Genomic DNA, 17,352 nt, shown 5'->3' with positions numbered 1-17,352 from the left:
CCCAGAGGATGGGCACCGCCGGCATCCCGCAAACGCGGGACGACGGCGGTTCGCCCGTCAGCGCAGTTCGACCAGCCCGCCCAGCCCGCTGATCTCGAGGACGTGCCGGGTGACCCCGCCCTCGGGGGCGTGCACCACCAGCCGCCACCCCTCCTCGCCGGCGATCCGCGCCATCGCGAGGACGACGCGCACCGCCGCGCTGCTGAACAGGGTGACCTCGGTCAGGTCCAGCTCGACCCGGCCGGTGCCACCGTGACTGGCCTCCAGCAGCCGGATGCGCATCTGCTCGGCGCCGAGCATGTCGACCGCGCCGGTCGCCCGCACCACCGGACACTCTGCGCTCCGGTCGACGACGACGTCGGCCGTGCTGGTGCCGCCGGGACGGTCCTCGTCGTCCTCGGGGCTGCGGCGCAGCCGCATGCTCAGGGTGACCGTCGTGCCGCCCTCGCCCTGCAGCACCACCCCGTCGACGAGCTGCCGCATGATCAGCAGACCGCGGCCGCGGTCGCCGGGGTCGCGGTCCGGTGGGCGCCACCGGCCCCGGTCCCGCACGGTCACGGTGAGCTGCCCGTCGACGTCGACCGCCGCGGTGACCTGCATCCGCCCCGGCTCCACACCGCGGTAGGCGTGCTCGGCCGCGTTGGCGGCCGCCTCCCCCACCGCGACCATCACGCCGACCCGGTCCTGCTCGCCCATGCCCAGCCCGGCCAGCCAGGCGCCCAGGTGCCGGCGGACCGTCGGCAGCGCCGCCGGGACGGCCGGCAGGTCGAGCGCGAGCGGCTCGGTCGTCTCGGCCCGGCGGTGGGCGACCAGCACGGCGATGTCGTCGGGGCGCTCGGCGGCGTCCGTCAGCCCCTCGACGATGGCCGCGGCCAGCTCGCCCGGCGCGTCGCCGGCGAGGGCCCCCGGAGCGGTGAGCGCGGCCCGCGACACCTGGGCCAGCCGGTCGAGGCCCTCCGCCGACAGCGAGCCGGCGGTGGCGACGGCGCCGTCGGAGAACAGCACGAGGGTGGCGCCCTGCGGCAGCTGCGCCGTGGCCGCGACGGTCGACGCACCGGGCAGGCTGCCCAGCGGCGGGCGGGGCGCCAGCGGGAGGAACTCGGCGCCGCCGTCGGCCTGGACGATCAACGGGGCGGGGTGCCCGGCCGCGGCGTAGGTCAGTCGCCCGGTAGCGGCCTCGAGCACCCCGTAGAACACCGAGGCGCCCTCGACGTCCTCCATCTGACCGGCGAAGGCGTCCAGCGCGGCGACCACCGCCGCCGGCGACGGGTCGCGCAGGGCCAGCGAGCGCATCGCCCCGCGCAGCCGGCTCATCGCCCCGGCGGCGGGTACGCCGTGACCGACGGCGTCACCGACCACGAGGGCCAGCCGGCCGCGGCCGAGCGGGACCGCGTCGTACCAGTCGCCGCCCGCGGCGTGCACGGAGCTGGCGCGGTGGTAGCCGCCGGACAGCCGCACGTCCGGCAGCAGCGGCAGCGCCGGGGGCAGCAGCGAGTGCTGCACCTGGTCGACGACGTCCTCCGCCGCGACGGCCGCCGCGGCGGGCCCGCTGTCGGTCCGCTCGGCCTCGACGACGACGAGGACGCCGGGCTGCCCCCGCACCTCCAGCGGCTGCAGGACGACGCTCGCGGCCTGGCCCGTGGGATCGGGGTCGCCGTGCACGGTCTCGGCGCGGCCGGTGCGGGCGACCGAGCCGGCCAGCTCGGTGACGCGGCGGCCGGCGACCGCGACCAGGTCGTGCGGGCCCGTTCCGAGGGCACGGGCGCGGGCGTTGGCCCAGACCGGCTCCAGGGCGGTCCCGGCCAGGCACCAGATGGCGGCGGAGGCGGTCTCCAACGCCGCGACGAGCGCGGCACCGCCGGCGTCGTCCACCGGTGCGGGCCCGGAGCTCGGGCTCTCCTGACTGGCGTTCATCTCGGGCCAGCGAACCGCAGCCCCCAGACGGCTGCAACCGCGCCCACCAGGCGCGTGACCTGGGGTTTGACCAGCGCGAGGAGCGGGGTACCCCTCCTCTTCAGGAGCACCGCTCGACGGGGCCGGGCACTCCGCTGCAGCCGGTCGGGCAGGATGGGTGCGAACCGCGCGCAACCGGGGTCGCACGACCCCGGGCACGCGGTCACCACGCGAGCAAGAGGAGCGGACGACGGATGGTGGACTCGAGGGGTGCCCTCGCGCAGGACGGGCGGCGCGCCGAACGACTGGAACTGCGGGTGCCCACCACTCCCACGCAGCTGCCCGCCGTGCGGGCCATGGCCGGTGACCTGGCGATGCGGATGGACTACGACCTCGACGCGGTGGAGGACCTCCGGTTGGCCGTGGACGAGGCCTGCGCGACGCTGTCCGCGATCGTCTCCGACGACCGCCGGCTGACCGTGGTCTTCGAGACCACCCGCCAGGGCCTGCACATCGACGCCTGGGTGCCGACGACCGAGGGCACCGACGTCCCCCGTGACGGCTTCGGCTGGGCGGTGCTGCACACGCTGGTGGACAAGGTCGAGGCCGGCCCGGCCACCCAGGCCACCGTCCCGGCCGGTGACGGCGGCACCTCGCCCGTCGCCGTCATCTCCATGGACAAGTACCTCCCGGGACAGCACCCGGACAAGCAGCTCGGGGACTCGGGCCAGAACGTCTCGGTCGTGCGGTGACCGGGGCGGTAGCCCCGGAGCCCACGACCGTCGAGGAGGACACCCTGCGCGACGACGAGAACCCGACCGGCCCGCGGGGCACGGAGGGGGAGATCGCGTCCGAGGAGCAGCCCGTCGTGGTGCCCGACCCGCGCAGCGAGGTCGTCCCCACGCCGGAGGCCGGCGCACCGCTCGGGCGCGACGCGGCCGCCGACGACCCGGCCGACGACGAGGTCGAGTCCGAGGACGACGCCGCCGAGGCGTCCGACGAGGACCAGGTCGACGAGGACGCGAGCGAGTCGACCGGTCCCGGCACGCCCGCCGCCCCGCCGATGTCGGAGAACCGCAAGCGGGCCGAGCGCACCGCGCCGCTGTTCGCCCAGCTGGCCACGCTGGACAAGGACGACCCGCGCCGCGAGCGGCTGCGGGAGGTCCTCGTCGAGGAGCACCTGCCGCTGGTGCGGCACTTCGCCCGCCGGTTCAGCAACCGCGGCGAGCCCTTCGACGACCTGCTGCAGGTCGGCACCCTGGGGCTCATCGCTGCGATCGACCGGTTCGACCCGACCCGCGGCGTCGAGTTCCTCTCCTTCGCCGTCCCGACGATCACCGGTGAGATCAAGCGGCACTTCCGCGACCAGGGCTGGTCGGTGCGGGTGCCGCGGCGGCTGCAGGAGCTGCACCTGTCGCTGAACGCGGCGGTCGGTGAGCTGGCGCAGAAGAACGGCCGTGCGCCGACGCCCTCGGAGCTCGCCGAGCACCTGGGCATCCCGCGCGCGGAGGTGCTCGAGGGGCTCGCCGTCGCCAACGCCTACCGCAGCAGCTCGCTCGACGAGCGGCTCTCGGGCGAGGACGACTCCCCCACCCTCGCCGCCACCCTCGGCGAGGAGGACTCCGCGCTGGAGGGCGTGGAGTACCGCGAGTCGCTGCAGCCGCTGCTGGCCACCATCCCGGCCCGGGAGCGGCGCATCCTCATCCTGCGGTTCTTCGGCAACATGACCCAGTCGCAGATCGCCGCGGACATCGGCATCTCGCAGATGCACGTGTCCCGGCTGCTCAGCCAGACCCTGGCCAAGCTCCGCGAGGGCCTGCTCAAGGACTGAGGGGAGGACCCCGTCCTCCTCACCGGGGAAGGACCCCGTCCCCCACCCCTCGCGAGCTCGGGGCGGTGCCGGGGACGGGGCCCGCGGCGAGCCTCTGGACGGGGCCGCTCCCGGGGAGGCCCTGGCGGGGGCCGGCGGCCGCCCACGGCAGTTGATCACGGGGTCGTCGCGCGGCCGGGTGGCGCGTCCGCGCGTGTCCCCTGCGGCAACCCCGTGATCGACTCACGGTGACGGTCTCGCCGATCACGATCCCGCGGTGCCGGTCCCGCCGGGAACCGGTCAGGGACGGGGCTGGACCTCCCCGCCGGTGGTCTCCTGCTCGGCGGCGCGGGCCAGGGCCGTCGTGTCCGGGATCCCCGGTGCGGCGACGACCGGCGCGGCGTCGGCGATGCTCGACAGCTCGATCTTCGCCTCGGGCTGGTCGGCGGCCCGGGGCAGCGCCGACTCGAACCAGCCGCTGGTGTCCATCTCCGCGGTCGGCCGGCTCGCGCCGTTCCGCGACGGCTCGACGTCCATCCAGGACCGCCCGTCGCCGTCGGCTCCGCCGAGCTTGGCCAGGCCGTCCAGGGCCTTGCTGAACTCGCTCGGGACGATCCACATCTTGTTCGCGTCGCCCTGCGCGATCTGCGGCAGCGTCTGCAGGTACTGGTAGGCCAGCAGCCCCTGGTCGGGCTTGCCGTCGTGGATGGCCTGGAAGACCGTCTCGATCGACTTCGCCTGGCCCTGCGCCTGCAGGAACAGTGCCGCGCGCTCACCCTCGGCCCGCAGGATCCGGCTCTGCCGCTCGGCCTCGGCCTCGAGGATCGCCGCCTGCTTCTTGCCCTCCGCGGAGAGGATCGCCGAGGCCTTCTGCCCCTCGGCGGTGGTGATGGCCGACTGCCGGGCACCCTCGGCCGTCAGGATGATCGCCCGCTTGTCGCGGTCGGCGCGCATCTGCTTCTCCATGGAGTCGCGGATGGACGGCGGCGGGTCGATGGCCTTGATCTCCACCCGTGCCACACGCAGACCCCACGGGCCGGTGGTGCCGTCGAGCACCTCGCGCAGCTGGCTGTTGATGCCGTCGCGGCCGGTCAGCGCGCCCTCGAGGTTGAGCCCGCCGACGACGTTGCGCAGCGTCGTGGTGGTGAGCTGCTCCATGCCCTGGATGTAGTTGGCGATGCCGTACGTGGCCAGCCGCGGCTCGGTCACCTGGAAGTAGACGACGGTGTCGATGCCGACCTGCAGGTTGTCCGAGGTGATCACCGGCTGCGGCGGGAAGGAGATCACCTGCTCGCGCAGGTCGATGGTGGCGCGCACGCGGTCGATGAACGGCACCAGCAGCGACAGGCCCGGCGAGAGAGTGCGGCTGTAGCGGCCGAGCCGCTCGACGACCTTGGCCTGCGCCTGCGGCACGATCGTCACGGTCTTGGCGACGACGACCACCAACAGCAGGGCGATCACGATGAGGGCTATCAGTGCGGGCGTCACGGGAACGCTCCCTTCTGCGAGGTACGTGTCCGATCCTGCCTGGTTCCGGTGACGATGCGGTCACGGCGCGACGCGCGGTCACCCACGGAGGGGTCACTCCAGCTCGAGGGCGTCCCCGACGACGGCGGTGGCGCCGTCCACCTGCAGGATCCGCACCGTCGCGCCGACCGGGAACCGATCGGCGCCGTACTGGCTGCGGGCGGTCCACTCGTCGGCACCGAGCTGGATGCGCCCGCCCCGGCCGTCGACGGCCCGGGTGACTCGCGCGGTGCGGCCGATCACCGCCGCGATGCCGTCCGGCTGATCCGGCGTCCCCTCGGTGAGGTGGCGCTTGGCCAGTGGCCGCACCACCGCCAGCAGCAGCGCCGAGATCACGACGAAGGCGGCCAGCTGCAGGACGACGGGACCGCCGAGCAGCGCGACCCCAACGCCGCCGACCGCCCCGCCGGCCAGCATCAGCAGGAACAGGTCGCCGCTGGCCAGCTCACCGGCGGCGAACAGACCGGACGCGATCAGCCACAGCAACCAGGCTTCCACGTCCGCACTCTCCCAGATCCGGACGGCGCTGTGACCGATCTCAACCGGATCGTCATCTAGGCCGGGGCCCGGCATAACCTCGCCGGGTGCACGACTTCCCCGCGGGCCGGTTCGCGGTGTGGGCGACCGCCTGGCTCACCGGCCGCGCCTCCTACGACGACGCCCTCGACGCCCTGGTGGGGGACACCGCGCACCGGGTCGCCGGCCTGCCCGGCGCCGACGGCGCCGTCCCCCTCGGCTGGGCACTGAGCGCACTGCGCAGCGCCGGTGAGACCCGGATCCGCCTGGTGCTGCCGGTGCCCGGCGACGTGCGTGGGCTGCCGCGCGCCACGGGCCTCGCCGAGCCGGCGGTGGAGGCCGGACAGGCCGCCGTCGGCGAGCACCTGGCGCTGGTGCCCGAGCCGCTGGGCCCGGAGGTGGTGCAGTGGACGGCGTTCGACCTGACCGGTGCCCCGCCGGTGCCGCCACCGGTCGAGGGGTCGCTGCGCGCGGTGTCCGGCGCGCTGGACCTCGCCGTCGGCGACGCGGCCCGCACGCTGGCCGACCTCGACCTGGCCCGCTGGCACCCGGAGGTCCCGGCCCTGCTGGCCGGGCTGGCGGAGGCGGCGCACGTGCCGGGGATGCCGCCGGGCACGGACCCGCTGGCGATGTCGCTGCTGGCGCGGGCCCAGCGGCTGGCGACGGTGCTCGACCTGGCGCTCAGCGACGCCCCAGGTGGCGCGGTCACCCACCGTCAGGCCGCCGCCCGCGACGACGCGCTCCGTCCGCTGGGCGACGCCGTCCGCGAGGCGGTCACCGCCGCCTACAACGCCGTTCCGCGGTGAGGGGGTCGCGCCGTCGGCGTCCCGCCGTCGGGCTCGCGGCCCTCGCGTCGTGCGGCCTCGTCCTGACGTCCTGCGGTGCGGGCGGCGACACGGTGCCCGGGGAGGTCGCGGCCGAGGTCGGTGCGCCGCCGGGATCGCAGCAGGTGTGGTGCACCGGTGACGGTCCCGCGGTGGTCCTGGTCAACGGCATCGGGGACGACACCACCTCCGAGCAGTAGATCGAGGTCGAGCGGGCGCTCACCGGCAGCGCGCGGGTCTGCCGCTACGACCGGCCGGGCACCGGCGCCAGTGACGCCCCCCGGGCCGCGGGCCGGGGCGCGGACGAGCTCGACGCCGAACTGGACGCCGTGGTCGACCACGCCGCGGACCGGGGACCGGTCGTCCTGGTGGCGCACTCCTTCGGCGGCTACCTGGCGCGCCTCCACGCCGACCGGCACCCCGACCGCGTCGACGGCCTGGTGTTGGTCGAGGCGCTCGATTCCTCCGTCGGCCTGCTGGGCGGCACCGGAGCACCGAGCCTGGAGGAGGTCGCGATGGCCGACGAGCGGCTGGACCTTCGCGACATCGAGCAGGCCGCGCGGTCGGTCACGGCGCTGGAGGACGACCCGCACCTCGTGGTGCTCGTGCGCGGCGAGGGGGCCGGCCGGCCGTGGACGGCGGGTCAGGAGCGGCTGGCCGCGCTGTCGGGGCGCTCGGAGACCGTCGTCGTGCCCGGAGCCGGGCACCAGATCCCGTCCGAGGCCCCGGAGGCGGTGGCCGCCGCCGTCGAGGACGTCCTCCGGCTCGCCGGCTGAGAGAGGACCCCCGCAGGCCCCCGCCGGCCCCCGTCCCGGGCAGGCCCCGTCCAGCGGCTGGCCGCTGGCCCGTCCCGGGCACCGCCCCGAGCTTGCGAGGGGTGGGGAGGACGGGGTCTTCCTTCAGGCGGTCGGGCGGGCCGGCCGCGCGACGAAGCAGCACGACGCGGGGCAGTCGGTCCCCAGGCGGGGCTGCCCGCCGGCGCGGCGCTCCCGCAGCAGCTCCACCAGCGAGCGGACGAACGCCGGGTGGGTCCCGGCGGTCGCGGCGCGGGCGAAGGCCAGCCCGCACTCCCGGGCGGTCTCCTTCGCCTCGTTGTCGAGGTCCCAGACGACCTCGAGGTGGTCGCTGACGAACCCGACCGGGAACAGGACGACGGCCTGCTCCCCCGCCGCGGCCAGCGCGCGCAGGTGGTCGTTGACGTCGGGTTCCAGCCACGGCACGGACGGCGGGCCGCTGCGGCTCTGCCACACCAGGTCGAAGGACCGGCCGGGTGCGGCGGCGTCGACCGCCAGCTGCGCGGCGGTCGTGAGCTCGGCCTCGTAGGCGTGCCCCTCGGGCCCCGCCACGGCGGCCATCGTGTCGGGGATGGAGTGCGCCGTGGCCACCAGCCGGGCGGTGCCGCGGACCTCCTCGGGCAGCGACGCGATCGCGGCGGCCAGGGCGTCGGCGTTGGCCTGCACGAAGCCCGGCGCGTCGAAGTAGTGCGGCAGCTTCTCCGCGGTCGGCCCGCCGCCGGTCGCGACGCGGGCCCGTGCGATGTCCTCGTGGTACTGCCGGCAGCCGGAGTACGAGGCGTAGGCGGAGGTGGCGAGGACGTAGACGTGCTCGATGCCGTCGTCGGCCATCTGCGCCCAGGTGTCCTCGACGTAGGGCGCCCAGTTGCGGTTGCCCCAGTAGACCGGCAGCTCGACGCCGGCGGCGGCGAGGTCGGCCTCGACCGCCGCGATCAGCGCCTTGTTCTGGCCGTTGATCGGGCTGACGCCGTCGAAGTGGTGGTAGTGCTCGGCGACCTCCTCGAGCCGCTCGCGCGGGATCCCGCGGCCGCGGGTGACGTTCTCGAGGAACGGCATGACGTCGTCGTGGCCCTCGGGACCGCCGAAGGAGAGCACCAGCAGCGCCTCCCGTCGTCCGGCGGGGGCGGGGTCGGCCGACGGCGGGACGCCGCCGTTGTTGCGGACGGCCAGCGAGGGGTCCTCGTCGGGTCGCTGGCCGGGGCTGATGTCGACGGTGGCGCGGGGCACGGACTTCCTTCTCGCTGCGGGACGCCGGCGGATGCACTCACACGCCGACGGCGTGGAAGCCCCCGTCGACGTGCACGATCTCGCCGGTGGTGGCGGGGAACCAGTCCGACAGCAGCGCGACGACGGCCTTGCCGGCCGGCTCGGTGTCAGTGACCGACCAGCCGAGCGGGGCCCGCCCCTCCCACGCCTCCTCGAACTGCGCGCTGCCCGGGATGGACTTCATGGCCATGCTGCGCAGCGGCCCGGCGGCCACGATGTTGGACCGCACGCCCTCGGGCCCGAGCTCGCGGGCCACGTACCGGCTCACGGACTCCAGCGCCGCCTTGGCGGCACCCATCCAGCCGTAGACCGGCCAGGCGACGGACGCGTCGAAGGTCAGCCCGACGACCGAGGACGGGTTGGTCAGCAGCGGCCGGCAGGCCTGCGCGAGGGAGGCGTAGGACCAGGACGACACCTGGAAGGCCGTCGCCGCGTGCTCCCAGGCGACCTCGGGGAAGCCCTCCCCCATCGCCTCCTGGGGCGCGAACCCGATCGAGTGGACGACGCCGTCGAGGGTGTCGAAGCCCTGCTCACGCAGCCGGTCGGCCAGGGTCGACAGGTGCTCGGTGTTCGTCACGTCGAGCTCGACGACGGCGGCCTCCTGCGGGAGCCGCCTGGCGATCCGCTGGCACAGCGACAGGGCGCGGCCGAAGTTGGACAGGACGACGGTGGCGCCCTGCTCCTGCGCGATCCGGGCGGTCGCGTACGCGATCGAGGCCTCGGTGAGGACCCCGGTGACCAGGACCTTCTTACCCTCGAGGATGCCGCCGCTCATCAGTGCCCCATTCCCAGTCCGCCGTCGACCGGGACGACCGCCCCGGTGATGTAGCCGGCCGCGTCGCTCGCCAGGAAGCGCACCACGCCGGCGATCTCCTCCGCCGAGGCGTACCGCCCCAGCGGCACCTGCCCGAGGATCTCCTGCTGCCGCTTCTCCGGCAGCTGCGCCGTCATGTCGGTCTCGACGAAGCCGGGCGCCACCACGTTCGCGGTGATGCCCCGGCTGCCCAGCTCCCGGGCGATGGACCGCGCCAGGCCCACGAGGCCGGCCTTCGACGCCGCGTAGTTCGTCTGCCCGGCCGAGCCCAGCAGGCCCACGACCGAGGAGACGAAGACCACCCGGCCGCTCCGCGCGCGGACCATCTTGGCCGCGGCCCGCTTGGAGACCCGGTAGGCGGCGGTGAGGTTGGCGTCGAGGACGTCGGTGAAGTCCTCCTCCTTCATCCGCATGAGCAGCCCGTCCCGGGTGATGCCGGCGTTGCTCACCAGCACCTCTACCGGCCCCTGGTGCTCCTCGACCTCGGTGAACGCCCGGTCGACCGCCGCGGCGTCGGTGACGTCGCACTGCACGCCGAACAGGCCCTCGGGGGCGCCGCTGCCACGGTGGGTCACCGCCACCGCGTCGCCCTGCTCGGCGAACGCGCGGGCGATCGCCAGCCCGATCCCGCGGTTCCCGCCGGTCACGAGCACCGATCTCGCCACGTGCCACACCCCCTGCGCCGTCCGTCCGGTCCGGCTCCCGAACCTAGTCGGTCGGCGCAGGTCACACCTGGTCACGGGCGGCAGGCCCCGGCCGCGACCGACGAGTTCCGGGGACGGGCGGAGTCGGGAGGAGCATGAGCACCCCGCCCGTCCTCCTCCGTACCGCCGTCGACGCGGCGGTGGCCGCCGAACGGCACCGCGTCGCCGACCTCGTCGCCGACCTCACCGACGAGCAGTGGACGACGCCGTCGCTGTGCGCCGCCTGGACCGTGCGCGACGTCGTCGCCCATCTCACGGTCACGACCAGGCTGACGGTGCCCCGGCTGCTGTGGGCGGCGGTGCGGGCCCGGGGCAGCTTCGACCGGATGGAGGTCGACCTGGCGGCGCAGCGGGCCACGGCGTACAGCCCCGCGGCGCTGGTTGCGCAGCTGCGCGGGAGCGCCGCCTCCACGCGGAGGTTCCCCGGCAGCACCCCGATGGACCCGCTCATGGACCTCGTCGTCCACGGTCAGGACATCGCGCGGCCGCTGGGCCGGCGCCACGTCTCGCCTCCCGACGTGGTGGCGGCCTGCCTCGCCTACGTCGCCACGAACAGGTTCATGGGCGGGCCGCGGCGACTGGCCGGGGTCCAGCTGGTCTCGACCGACACCGGGTGGACCCACGGCGACGGGGCCGAGTTGCGCGGACCCGACATCGACCTGCTGCTGGTGGCGGCGGGACGACGCGCGGGCCTCGACGCGCTGGAGGGTCCCGGCGCCGAGGTGTTGGCCGCGCGCCTGGGCTGATCCACCCTCTCGTCCGCCCTCGGCCGGCGGAGGCAGGAGGACGTGCTCAGGCGACGGCGCGCCGCCGTGACCGGACGGCCTCGGCCAGCTCGGCCAGCGCCACCTCGGTCGTCGGGAGGTCGACGCAGGCGTCGGTGACGCTCGTGCCGTACTCCAGCCTCTCGGGATGGCGGCGGTCCAGGTCCTGCCGCCCGGCGACGAGGTTGCTCTCCACCATCACGCCGCGGATCGCCCGCTCGCCGGCAGCGACCTGCCCGGCCAGGTCCCGCACGACGACGACCTGGCGCCGGTGGTCCTTCTGGCTGTTGCCGTGGGAGGCGTCGACGACGACCACCTCCGGCAGCCCGCGCCGCGCCAGCTTCCGCTTGGTGTCGGCGATGTGCGCGGCGGAGTGGTTGGGGCCGTCCTTGTCGCCGCGCAGGATCACGTGGGCGGTGTCGTTGCCGGTCGTCGACAGCTGGGCGCTCACGCCGTGGTGGTCGACGCCGAGGAACTCGTGCGGCGCCCGCGCGGTCAGCACGGCCGAGACGGCGGCCTCGATGCTCCCCTCCGGGGAGTTCTTGAAGCCGACGACGGAGGAGAAGCCGGACACCCGCTCCCGGGCGGTCTGGTCGGTGACGTTGCGGGCGCCGACGCCGTTGTAGGTGACCAGCCCGTTGACGTACTGCGGCGTGAGCGCGTTCAGCGGCTCGGCCGCCACCGGCACGCCCAGGGCCGTGATGCGGCACATCAGCAGCCGGGTCGCGACCAGCCCGACGCTGATCCGGCTGGACCCGTCGAGGAACGGGTCGTAGGCGAACCCCTTCCAGTCGACCTCGGTCCGCGGCTTCTCGGTGTACGTCCGCATCAGGATCTCGAGGTCCTCGCCGTGCCGCTCGCGCATGCGGAGGACGAAGGCGGCGTACTCCAGCGCGGCCTCCGCGTCGTGGATCGAGCAGGGGCCGGCGATGACGGCCAGGCGGTCGTCGCGGCCGGTCACGATCTCGGTCACCGCGCGCCGCCCCGCCCTCGTCGTGGCGGCGGACTCGGCCGGCAGCGGGACGACGGTCGCCACCGCGGCCGGGGTGACCACGACGCTCAGGCCGGTGATCCTGGTGTTCACCAGCCCGGAGAGGTCGACGGCGTCGGCCGGTGAGACGCCCAGTCGCTGCTGGACCTCGGGCAGCAGCTCCGTCAGCGCGGCGTCGATCTGCCCGTTCACCCGCGTCTGGACGTCGAGCAGGAGGTCGGCGATCCGCGTCGCCGCGTCCAGGATCCGGTCAGCCGGGATGGGAGGCCTCCTCGTCGTTCCCGCCCGTCGTGACCCGACGGGGCCGCCCGCCGCTCGGGCGGCTCGGCACGCACCGGTGAGCCAACCACAGCGGGTGGGACGGGGACGTCGCCGAGCGAGCCGGGACCCGGCCCGTCCCCGCAGCGGGCGAGCCGTGCGGAGCACCCGCTCCGGCGGCCCCGGGGTCCGCCACGTCGACCTGCCCGACCCCGGGTCAGGAACGGTCGATCGCGGGGGTGGTCACGTCGGCAGCGGTGGCCGCCCAGCTGGCCAGCAGCGTGAACCCGTCCTCGGACGGGGTCCCGGGCTCGGCGGTGTAGACGGTCATGGCGAGCTTCCCGCTGTCCTCGGTCGGCAGGTCGAACGTGTGGTAGACCAGCTCGAGGGTGCCGACGACGGGATGACGGAACTGCTTGGCCCCGGCGTGGTGGATGCGCACGTCGTGCGCGGCCCAGCGGGTGCGGAACTCCTCGCTCACCGTCGACAGCTCCCCGACGAGCTCGCGCAGGTCCTTGTCGTGGGGGTCGCGGCCGGCCTCGGCACGCAGCAGCGCGACGGTGACGTTGGCCGCGCCGTCCCAGTCGGTGTGGTACTCCCGGGCCCGCGGGTCGAGGAACTGGAAGCGGGCGATGTTCGCCGGCCGGCCCGGCATGTCGAAGACCGGTGAGTACAGGGCACGGGCCAGCGTGTTGGCGGCGATGATGTCCATCCGGCCGTTGACCACGAACGCCGCCGAGGCGCTCATCGAGTCGAGCATCCACTGCACGCGCGGGGACACCTGGGCGCGGCTGCGCCGCTGCGGCGTACGGCTCGGCTTGGCGGCGCGGGCGAGGTCGAACAGGTAGCGCCGCTCGGCCTCGTCCAGCTGGAGCGCCCGGGCCACGGCCTCCAGGACGTCCTCGGAGACGCCGCCGATGTGGCCCTTCTCCAGCCGGGTGTACCAGTCGGTGCTCACCCCGGCCAGGACGGCGACCTCCTCGCGGCGCAGCCCGGGCACCCGCCGCCGGCCACCGCCCGGCAGCAGCCCCGCCTGCTCCGGGGTGATGCGGGCGCGCCGGCTGGCGAGGAAGTCGCGGATGTCGGAGCGGTTGTCCACCGGATCGACGGTACGGCTGCCGGCCGGTGGAGGGAGGTCGTGGTTGTCCCCCCCACAAGCCCGACCACCCGCGCACGCGCCGGGCGCGGTTTCTTGGGGTGGACAGCTCAGCCACTCCCGAAGGAGCACCGTCTTGCGAGCAGCCGTTCTGCACGCCCCCGGCGACGTCCGCGTCGAGGACCGCCCGGACCCGACGATCGAGCAGCCCACCGACGCGGTCATCCGGGTGACCGCTGCCTGCGTGTGCGGCTCGGACCTGTGGCCCTACCGCGGCATCGAGGAGGTGGACGGGCCCGCGCCGATGGGGCACGAGTACGTCGGCGTCGTCGAGGAGGTCGGCAGCGACGTCCGCACGCTGGAGCCGGGTCAGTTCGTCGTCGGCTCCTTCTTCGCCTCGGACAACACCTGCGAGATCTGCCGGGCCGGGTACCAGTCCCGCTGCGTGAACGCCGTGCCGGTGGGTGCCCTCGGCACCCAGGCCGAGCTCGCCCGCATCCCGCTGGCCGACGGCACCCTCGTCGCCACCCCCGAGGTGCCCGCCGACGACCTGGTCCCCGGCCTGCTCGCCGCCTCCGACGTGCTGGGCACCGGCTGGTTCGCCGCCGTCGCCGCAGAGGCCGGCCCGGGCAAGACCGTCGCCGTCGTCGGTGACGGCGCCGTCGGGCTGCTCGGCGTCCTCGCGGCCGGGCAGCTGGGGGCCGAGCGGATCGTCGTCTTCAGCCGGCACGAGTCCCGCCAGCAGCTGGCCCGTGAGTTCGGGGCCACCGACGTCGTCGCCGAGCGCGGCGACGAGGGCGTCGCCCGGATCAAGGACCTGACCGACGGGCTGGGCGCGCACTCGGTCATCGAGGCCGTCGGCACCCAGGAGTCGATGATGCAGGCCATCCGCGCCACCCGGCCCGGCGGGCACGTCGGCTACGTCGGCGTCACCCACGACGTGCAGATCCCCGGCGAGGAGCTCTTCTTCTCCGGCGTGCACCTGCACGGCGGACCGGCTCCGGTGCGCCGGTTCCTGCCCCAGCTGATCGACCTCATCTGCGAGCGCGAGATCGACCCGGGCAGGGTCTTCGACCTCGACCTGCCGCTGGAGCAGGCCGCCGAGGGCTACCGGGCGATGGACGAGCGCCGCGCCATCAAGACCCTGCTGCGTCCCTGACCGCGCCGGAGGACAGCGTGCAGATCACCCGCAGCTCCATCGACACCGTCGAGGGCCCGGCGGACTGGTCCACCGGCGACGTGTACATCGACGCCGTCGCCGCCGCGCCCGCGCCGTCCCGGGTCAGCGCCAACCTGGTGCACTTCATGCCCGGCGCGCGCACCCACTGGCACCGCCACCCGCTGGGCCAGACCGTCTTCGTCACCGAGGGCGTCGGCCTGTGCCGGCGCCGGGGCGGCCCGGTCGAGGTCATCCGGCCCGGCGACCGCGTCCTGTTCGAGGCCGACGAGGAGCACTGGCACGGCGCCGCGCCGAACCGGCTCATGGTCCACGTGGCCATCAACGAGGGGGACGACGACCACGCCGTCGTCCACTGGCTGACCCCCGTCACCGACGAGGAGTACGGCGCCGCCCCGGCCGTCGACTGATCCCCACCCCACCCGAGCACCCCCGAGAACGAGGAGCACCCCCGTGCAGGTCCACGCCTACGCCGCCCCCGCAGCCGCCGAGCCGCTCGTCCCCACCGTCATCGAACGCCGGGACGTCGGCCCGCGCGACGTGCTGATCGAGATCACCCACGCCGGCATCTGCCACAGCGACATCCACACCGTCAACGGCGACTGGGGCCCGCAGCCGTTCCCGGTGGTGCCCGGCCACGAGATCGTCGGCACGGTCACCGAGGTGGGCGCCGAGGTCACCACCCACCGGGTCGGCGACCGGGTCGGCGTCGGCTGCATGGTCAACTCCTGCGGCCACTGCGCCAACTGCCTGGGCGGCGACGAGCAGTACTGCCTGGACGGCATGGTCGGCACCTACGCCGCCACGGACCGGGACGGCAGCACGACCCAGGGCGGGTAACCCACCCACGTGGTGGTCGACGCCGGCTTCGTGCTGCGAGTGCCGGACGGCATCGACTCGGCGGCCGCGGCCCCGCTGCTGTGCGCCGGCATCACGACCTACAGCCCGCTGCGCCACTGGGGCGCCGGCCCCGGCAAGAAGGTCGCCGTCGTCGGCCTCGGCGGTCTGGGGCACATGGGCGTCAAGCTCGCGCACGCGATGGGCGCCGAGGTGACGGTGCTGTCGCAGTCGCTGAAGAAGCAGGAGGACGGCCTGCGGCTGGGTGCCGACTCCTACTTCGCCACCAGCGACCCGGACACGTTCACCGGGCTCGCCGGCCGGTTCGACCTGATCGTCAACACCGTCAGCGCACCGATCGACGTCGACGCGTACCTCTCGCTGCTGGCGGTGGGCGGCGCCCTGGTCAACGTCGGCGCGCCCGCCGAGCCGCTGAGCCTCAACGTCTTCTCCCTCATCGGCGACCGCCGGAGCTACGCCGGGTCGATGATCGGCGGCATCGCCGAGACCCAGGAGATGCTCGATTTCTGCGCCGAGCACGGCATCGGCGCCGAGGTCGAGGTCATCGCCGCCGACCAGGTCAACGAGGCCTACGAGCGCGTCCTGGCCTCCGACGTCCGCTACCGGTTCGTCATCGACACCGCCACCCTGCGCTGACGCCCAGCCCCGCCCGGCTCCGCTCCGCCGGCCGGGCGGGGCCCACTGCGCGACGTCCACCGAGGGACCGGTCCGGCGCCGACGGCCGATGGCGTACCCGTCGCCACCCGCCACGGACGACTCGCCACCGCACGTCCACGACTCAGGAGGAACCAGGATGACGCACACCGACGGGCCCAGATCTCCCGGCCGGGTCATCTTCGTCACCGCCGCCGGCAGTGGCATCGGACAGGCCACGCTCACCCGGAGGACCGCCCGCGGCCCCCGGAAGCCGGACCGTCGGTGCAGCCGGCCGACCTGCGGGGCCCGCTGACCGACGGCCGCCCGGCTCACGCCGGGGATCAGTCCTGGAAGTCGGTGCTGACGCTCAGCTCCTCCCACTGGTCGGCCTCGGCGAGGGCCGTGCGGAGCACCTGCCGGTAGCTGGTCAGGGCGTCGCTGCCCAGCAGCAGCATCGCCGGCGGATCGGCGGACTCCACGGCGGTGAGGATGGCCCGGCCGGCGCGCGCCGGGTCGCCTGGCTGGGTTCCGTGCGTCGTATCGCGCTCCTTGCGTCGCTTACCCGCCGTCTCCGCGTAGTCGTCGATCACGGTTCGGGACTGGGTCAGCGACCGACCGGAGAAGTCCGTGCGGAATCCGCCGGGCGCGACGATCGTCACCGAGATGCCCAGTGGTTGCAGCTCGTCGCGCAGGGAGCCGGACATCCCCTCGAGTGCCGCTTTCACCGCTGCGTAGTAGCCCGATCCCGGTGGCTTGATGTGAGCCCCGATCGAGGAGACGTTGACGATCGCGCCCGCGCGACGCGCGCGCATCCCGGGCAACACCGCCTTGATCATGGTCACCGACCCGAAGAAGTGGGTCTCGAACAACGCACGGACGTCGGCGTCCTCACCTTCTTCGACCGCGGCGCGGTACCCGTACCCGGCGTTGTTGACCAGCACGTCGACGGCGCCGAAGCGATCCTCGGCCTGTTGGACGACGACAGCCGCTCGCGCCGGGTCGGTGACGTCCAACGCCGCGCCCAGCACGCGCTCCGGAGCAAGCTCCACGAGGTCGGCGACCGTGGCCTCGTCGCGCGCGGTGACCACGGCGGAGTGGCCGGCCTCGACGACTGCTCCGGCGAGGGCTCGACCGAGCCCGCTCGAGCAGCCGGTGATGAGCCAGGTGGACATCGAGTTCCTCTCCGACGGTGGTCCTGCTCGGGTTGCGGAGGCCCGCACGATTCAGACGGTCGACCGCGACTGCAACAGCCGTCGCCCGGTCCCGACTCCGCGGGACGATGCCCCACCCGAGATGCCGCGAACCGCACGGGGCCGCCGCTGACGAAAGGGTGTACTACGCGCCGGTCGCCCCGCGCGCGAACGGCCACCTCGGCCGCGTGGACGCCGGTCACGGGGCTCGGGGAGGATAGGTCGCGCCATGGT

General features: G+C 74.6%; 19 protein-coding genes. 10 read left to right on the top strand and 9 right to left on the bottom strand.

Annotated elements, in window-relative coordinates; all coding sequences use genetic code 11:
* Positions 1–57: 57 nt before the first annotated feature.
* The gene (locus tag GOBS_RS10335; protein WP_012948235.1) at positions 58–1,914 is read right to left on the bottom strand and encodes a SpoIIE family protein phosphatase; all 1,857 of its coding nucleotides are present in this window, start codon (positions 1,912–1,914) and stop codon (positions 58–60) included.
* Between the two features lie 233 nt (positions 1,915–2,147).
* Between GOBS_RS10335 and GOBS_RS10330 the strand changes: the two genes are divergently transcribed.
* Both GOBS_RS10330 and GOBS_RS10325 read left to right on the top strand, forming a co-directional pair.
* Positions 2,148–2,645: an ATP-binding protein gene (locus GOBS_RS10330; protein ID WP_012948234.1), complete on the top strand. Its 498-nt coding sequence runs from the start codon at positions 2,148–2,150 to the stop codon at positions 2,643–2,645.
* Positions 2,642–3,724: a SigB/SigF/SigG family RNA polymerase sigma factor gene (locus tag GOBS_RS10325; RefSeq protein WP_012948233.1), complete on the top strand. Its 1,083-nt coding sequence runs from the start codon at positions 2,642–2,644 to the stop codon at positions 3,722–3,724. The genes GOBS_RS10330 and GOBS_RS10325 overlap by 4 nt, the downstream gene beginning before the upstream one ends.
* 279 nt (positions 3,725–4,003) lie before the next feature.
* Here the strand turns inward: GOBS_RS10325 and GOBS_RS10320 are convergent, their stop codons facing one another.
* On the bottom strand, positions 4,004–5,191 hold the full coding sequence (locus tag GOBS_RS10320) for an SPFH domain-containing protein (protein WP_012948232.1): 1,188 nt from the start codon (positions 5,189–5,191) through the stop codon (positions 4,004–4,006).
* Between the two features lie 93 nt (positions 5,192–5,284).
* Positions 5,285–5,728, bottom strand: a complete 444-nt coding sequence (locus GOBS_RS10315; protein ID WP_012948231.1) for an NfeD family protein — start codon at positions 5,726–5,728, stop codon at positions 5,285–5,287.
* An 86-nt stretch (positions 5,729–5,814) separates the two neighbouring features.
* Between GOBS_RS10315 and GOBS_RS10310 the strand changes: the two genes are divergently transcribed.
* The 3 genes from GOBS_RS10310 to GOBS_RS10300 all read left to right on the top strand — a co-directional run bounded on the left by GOBS_RS10310 (position 5,815) and on the right by GOBS_RS10300 (position 7,346).
* Positions 5,815–6,552: a hypothetical protein gene (locus tag GOBS_RS10310; protein ID WP_012948230.1), complete on the top strand. Its 738-nt coding sequence runs from the start codon at positions 5,815–5,817 to the stop codon at positions 6,550–6,552.
* Between the two features lie 92 nt (positions 6,553–6,644).
* Positions 6,645–6,770 (top strand): hypothetical protein, encoded by a 126-nt coding sequence (locus tag GOBS_RS29320; RefSeq protein WP_012948229.1) that lies wholly within the window; start codon positions 6,645–6,647, stop codon positions 6,768–6,770.
* Positions 6,771–7,346: an alpha/beta fold hydrolase gene (locus tag GOBS_RS10300; RefSeq protein WP_081448859.1), complete on the top strand. Its 576-nt coding sequence runs from the start codon at positions 6,771–6,773 to the stop codon at positions 7,344–7,346. It begins immediately after the preceding gene.
* 123 nt (positions 7,347–7,469) lie between these two features.
* Here the strand turns inward: GOBS_RS10300 and GOBS_RS10295 are convergent, their stop codons facing one another.
* Genes GOBS_RS10295 through fabG form a run of 3 tightly spaced genes read right to left on the bottom strand, consistent with a single transcriptional unit; the run spans position 7,470 to position 10,109 of the window.
* The gene (locus GOBS_RS10295; RefSeq protein WP_012948227.1) at positions 7,470–8,591 is read right to left on the bottom strand and encodes a ferrochelatase; all 1,122 of its coding nucleotides are present in this window, start codon (positions 8,589–8,591) and stop codon (positions 7,470–7,472) included.
* A 37-nt stretch (positions 8,592–8,628) separates the two neighbouring features.
* Positions 8,629–9,405, bottom strand: a complete 777-nt coding sequence (gene fabI, locus GOBS_RS10290; RefSeq protein WP_012948226.1) for an enoyl-ACP reductase FabI — start codon at positions 9,403–9,405, stop codon at positions 8,629–8,631.
* A complete protein-coding gene (fabG, locus tag GOBS_RS10285; RefSeq protein WP_012948225.1) occupies positions 9,405–10,109 on the bottom strand; it encodes a 3-oxoacyl-[acyl-carrier-protein] reductase in 705 nt (234 codons plus the stop codon). Before fabG ends, fabI begins: the two co-directional genes overlap by 1 nt.
* A 134-nt stretch (positions 10,110–10,243) precedes the next feature.
* On the opposite strand from fabG, the gene GOBS_RS10280 reads away from it, so the two are divergent.
* A complete protein-coding gene (locus GOBS_RS10280; protein ID WP_012948224.1) occupies positions 10,244–10,894 on the top strand; it encodes a maleylpyruvate isomerase family mycothiol-dependent enzyme in 651 nt (216 codons plus the stop codon).
* Positions 10,895–10,940: 46 nt separating this feature from the next.
* On the opposite strand, the gene GOBS_RS10275 is transcribed toward GOBS_RS10280, so the two are convergent.
* Positions 10,941–12,095 carry a 3-deoxy-7-phosphoheptulonate synthase gene (locus GOBS_RS10275; protein ID WP_012948223.1) on the bottom strand — a complete coding sequence of 385 codons (1,155 nt, stop codon included), beginning with the start codon at positions 12,093–12,095 and terminating at the stop codon, positions 10,941–10,943.
* A 283-nt stretch (positions 12,096–12,378) separates the two neighbouring features.
* The gene (locus tag GOBS_RS10270) at positions 12,379–13,260 is read right to left on the bottom strand and encodes a helix-turn-helix transcriptional regulator (RefSeq protein ID WP_012948222.1); all 882 of its coding nucleotides are present in this window, start codon (positions 13,258–13,260) and stop codon (positions 12,379–12,381) included.
* A 133-nt stretch (positions 13,261–13,393) separates the two neighbouring features.
* On the opposite strand from GOBS_RS10270, the gene GOBS_RS10265 reads away from it, so the two are divergent.
* From GOBS_RS10265 to GOBS_RS29310, 4 genes are read left to right on the top strand one after another with little or no spacing between them, the layout of a single operon-like run.
* Complete coding sequence (locus GOBS_RS10265; protein ID WP_012948221.1) at positions 13,394–14,416, top strand: zinc-dependent alcohol dehydrogenase family protein; 1,023 nt, start codon at positions 13,394–13,396, stop codon at positions 14,414–14,416.
* 17 nt (positions 14,417–14,433) lie between these two features.
* The gene (locus GOBS_RS10260) at positions 14,434–14,844 is read left to right on the top strand and encodes a (R)-mandelonitrile lyase (RefSeq protein ID WP_012948220.1); all 411 of its coding nucleotides are present in this window, start codon (positions 14,434–14,436) and stop codon (positions 14,842–14,844) included.
* Between the two features lie 43 nt (positions 14,845–14,887).
* Positions 14,888–15,274 (top strand): alcohol dehydrogenase catalytic domain-containing protein, encoded by a 387-nt coding sequence (locus GOBS_RS29315; protein ID WP_279432645.1) that lies wholly within the window; start codon positions 14,888–14,890, stop codon positions 15,272–15,274.
* A 9-nt stretch (positions 15,275–15,283) separates the two neighbouring features.
* On the top strand, positions 15,284–15,928 hold the full coding sequence (locus tag GOBS_RS29310; RefSeq protein WP_279432644.1) for an NAD(P)-dependent alcohol dehydrogenase: 645 nt from the start codon (positions 15,284–15,286) through the stop codon (positions 15,926–15,928).
* Between the two features lie 341 nt (positions 15,929–16,269).
* Here GOBS_RS29310 and GOBS_RS10250 read toward each other — a convergent pair whose 3' ends face one another.
* Positions 16,270–17,100 carry an oxidoreductase gene (locus GOBS_RS10250; protein WP_012948218.1) on the bottom strand — a complete coding sequence of 277 codons (831 nt, stop codon included), beginning with the start codon at positions 17,098–17,100 and terminating at the stop codon, positions 16,270–16,272.
* Between the last annotated feature and the right edge of the window lie 252 nt (positions 17,101–17,352).

Source organism: Geodermatophilus obscurus DSM 43160 (assembly GCF_000025345.1).
GTDB classification, from domain to species: Bacteria; Actinomycetota; Actinomycetes; order Mycobacteriales; family Geodermatophilaceae; genus Geodermatophilus; species Geodermatophilus obscurus.
This window is presented reverse-complemented; position numbering and strand designations above follow the sequence as displayed.

Coding starts and splice junctions, on each gene's coding strand:
- GOBS_RS10335 (WP_012948235.1), bottom strand. CDS start 1,914: ATGAACGCCAGTCAGGAGAGCCCGAGCTCCGGGCCCGCACCGGTGGAC.
- GOBS_RS10330 (WP_012948234.1), top strand. CDS start 2,148: ATGGTGGACTCGAGGGGTGCCCTCGCGCAGGACGGGCGGCGCGCCGAA.
- fabI (WP_012948226.1), bottom strand. CDS start 9,405: ATGAGCGGCGGCATCCTCGAGGGTAAGAAGGTCCTGGTCACCGGGGTC.
- GOBS_RS10280 (WP_012948224.1), top strand. CDS start 10,244: ATGAGCACCCCGCCCGTCCTCCTCCGTACCGCCGTCGACGCGGCGGTG.
- GOBS_RS10250 (WP_012948218.1), bottom strand. CDS start 17,100: ATGTCCACCTGGCTCATCACCGGCTGCTCGAGCGGGCTCGGTCGAGCC.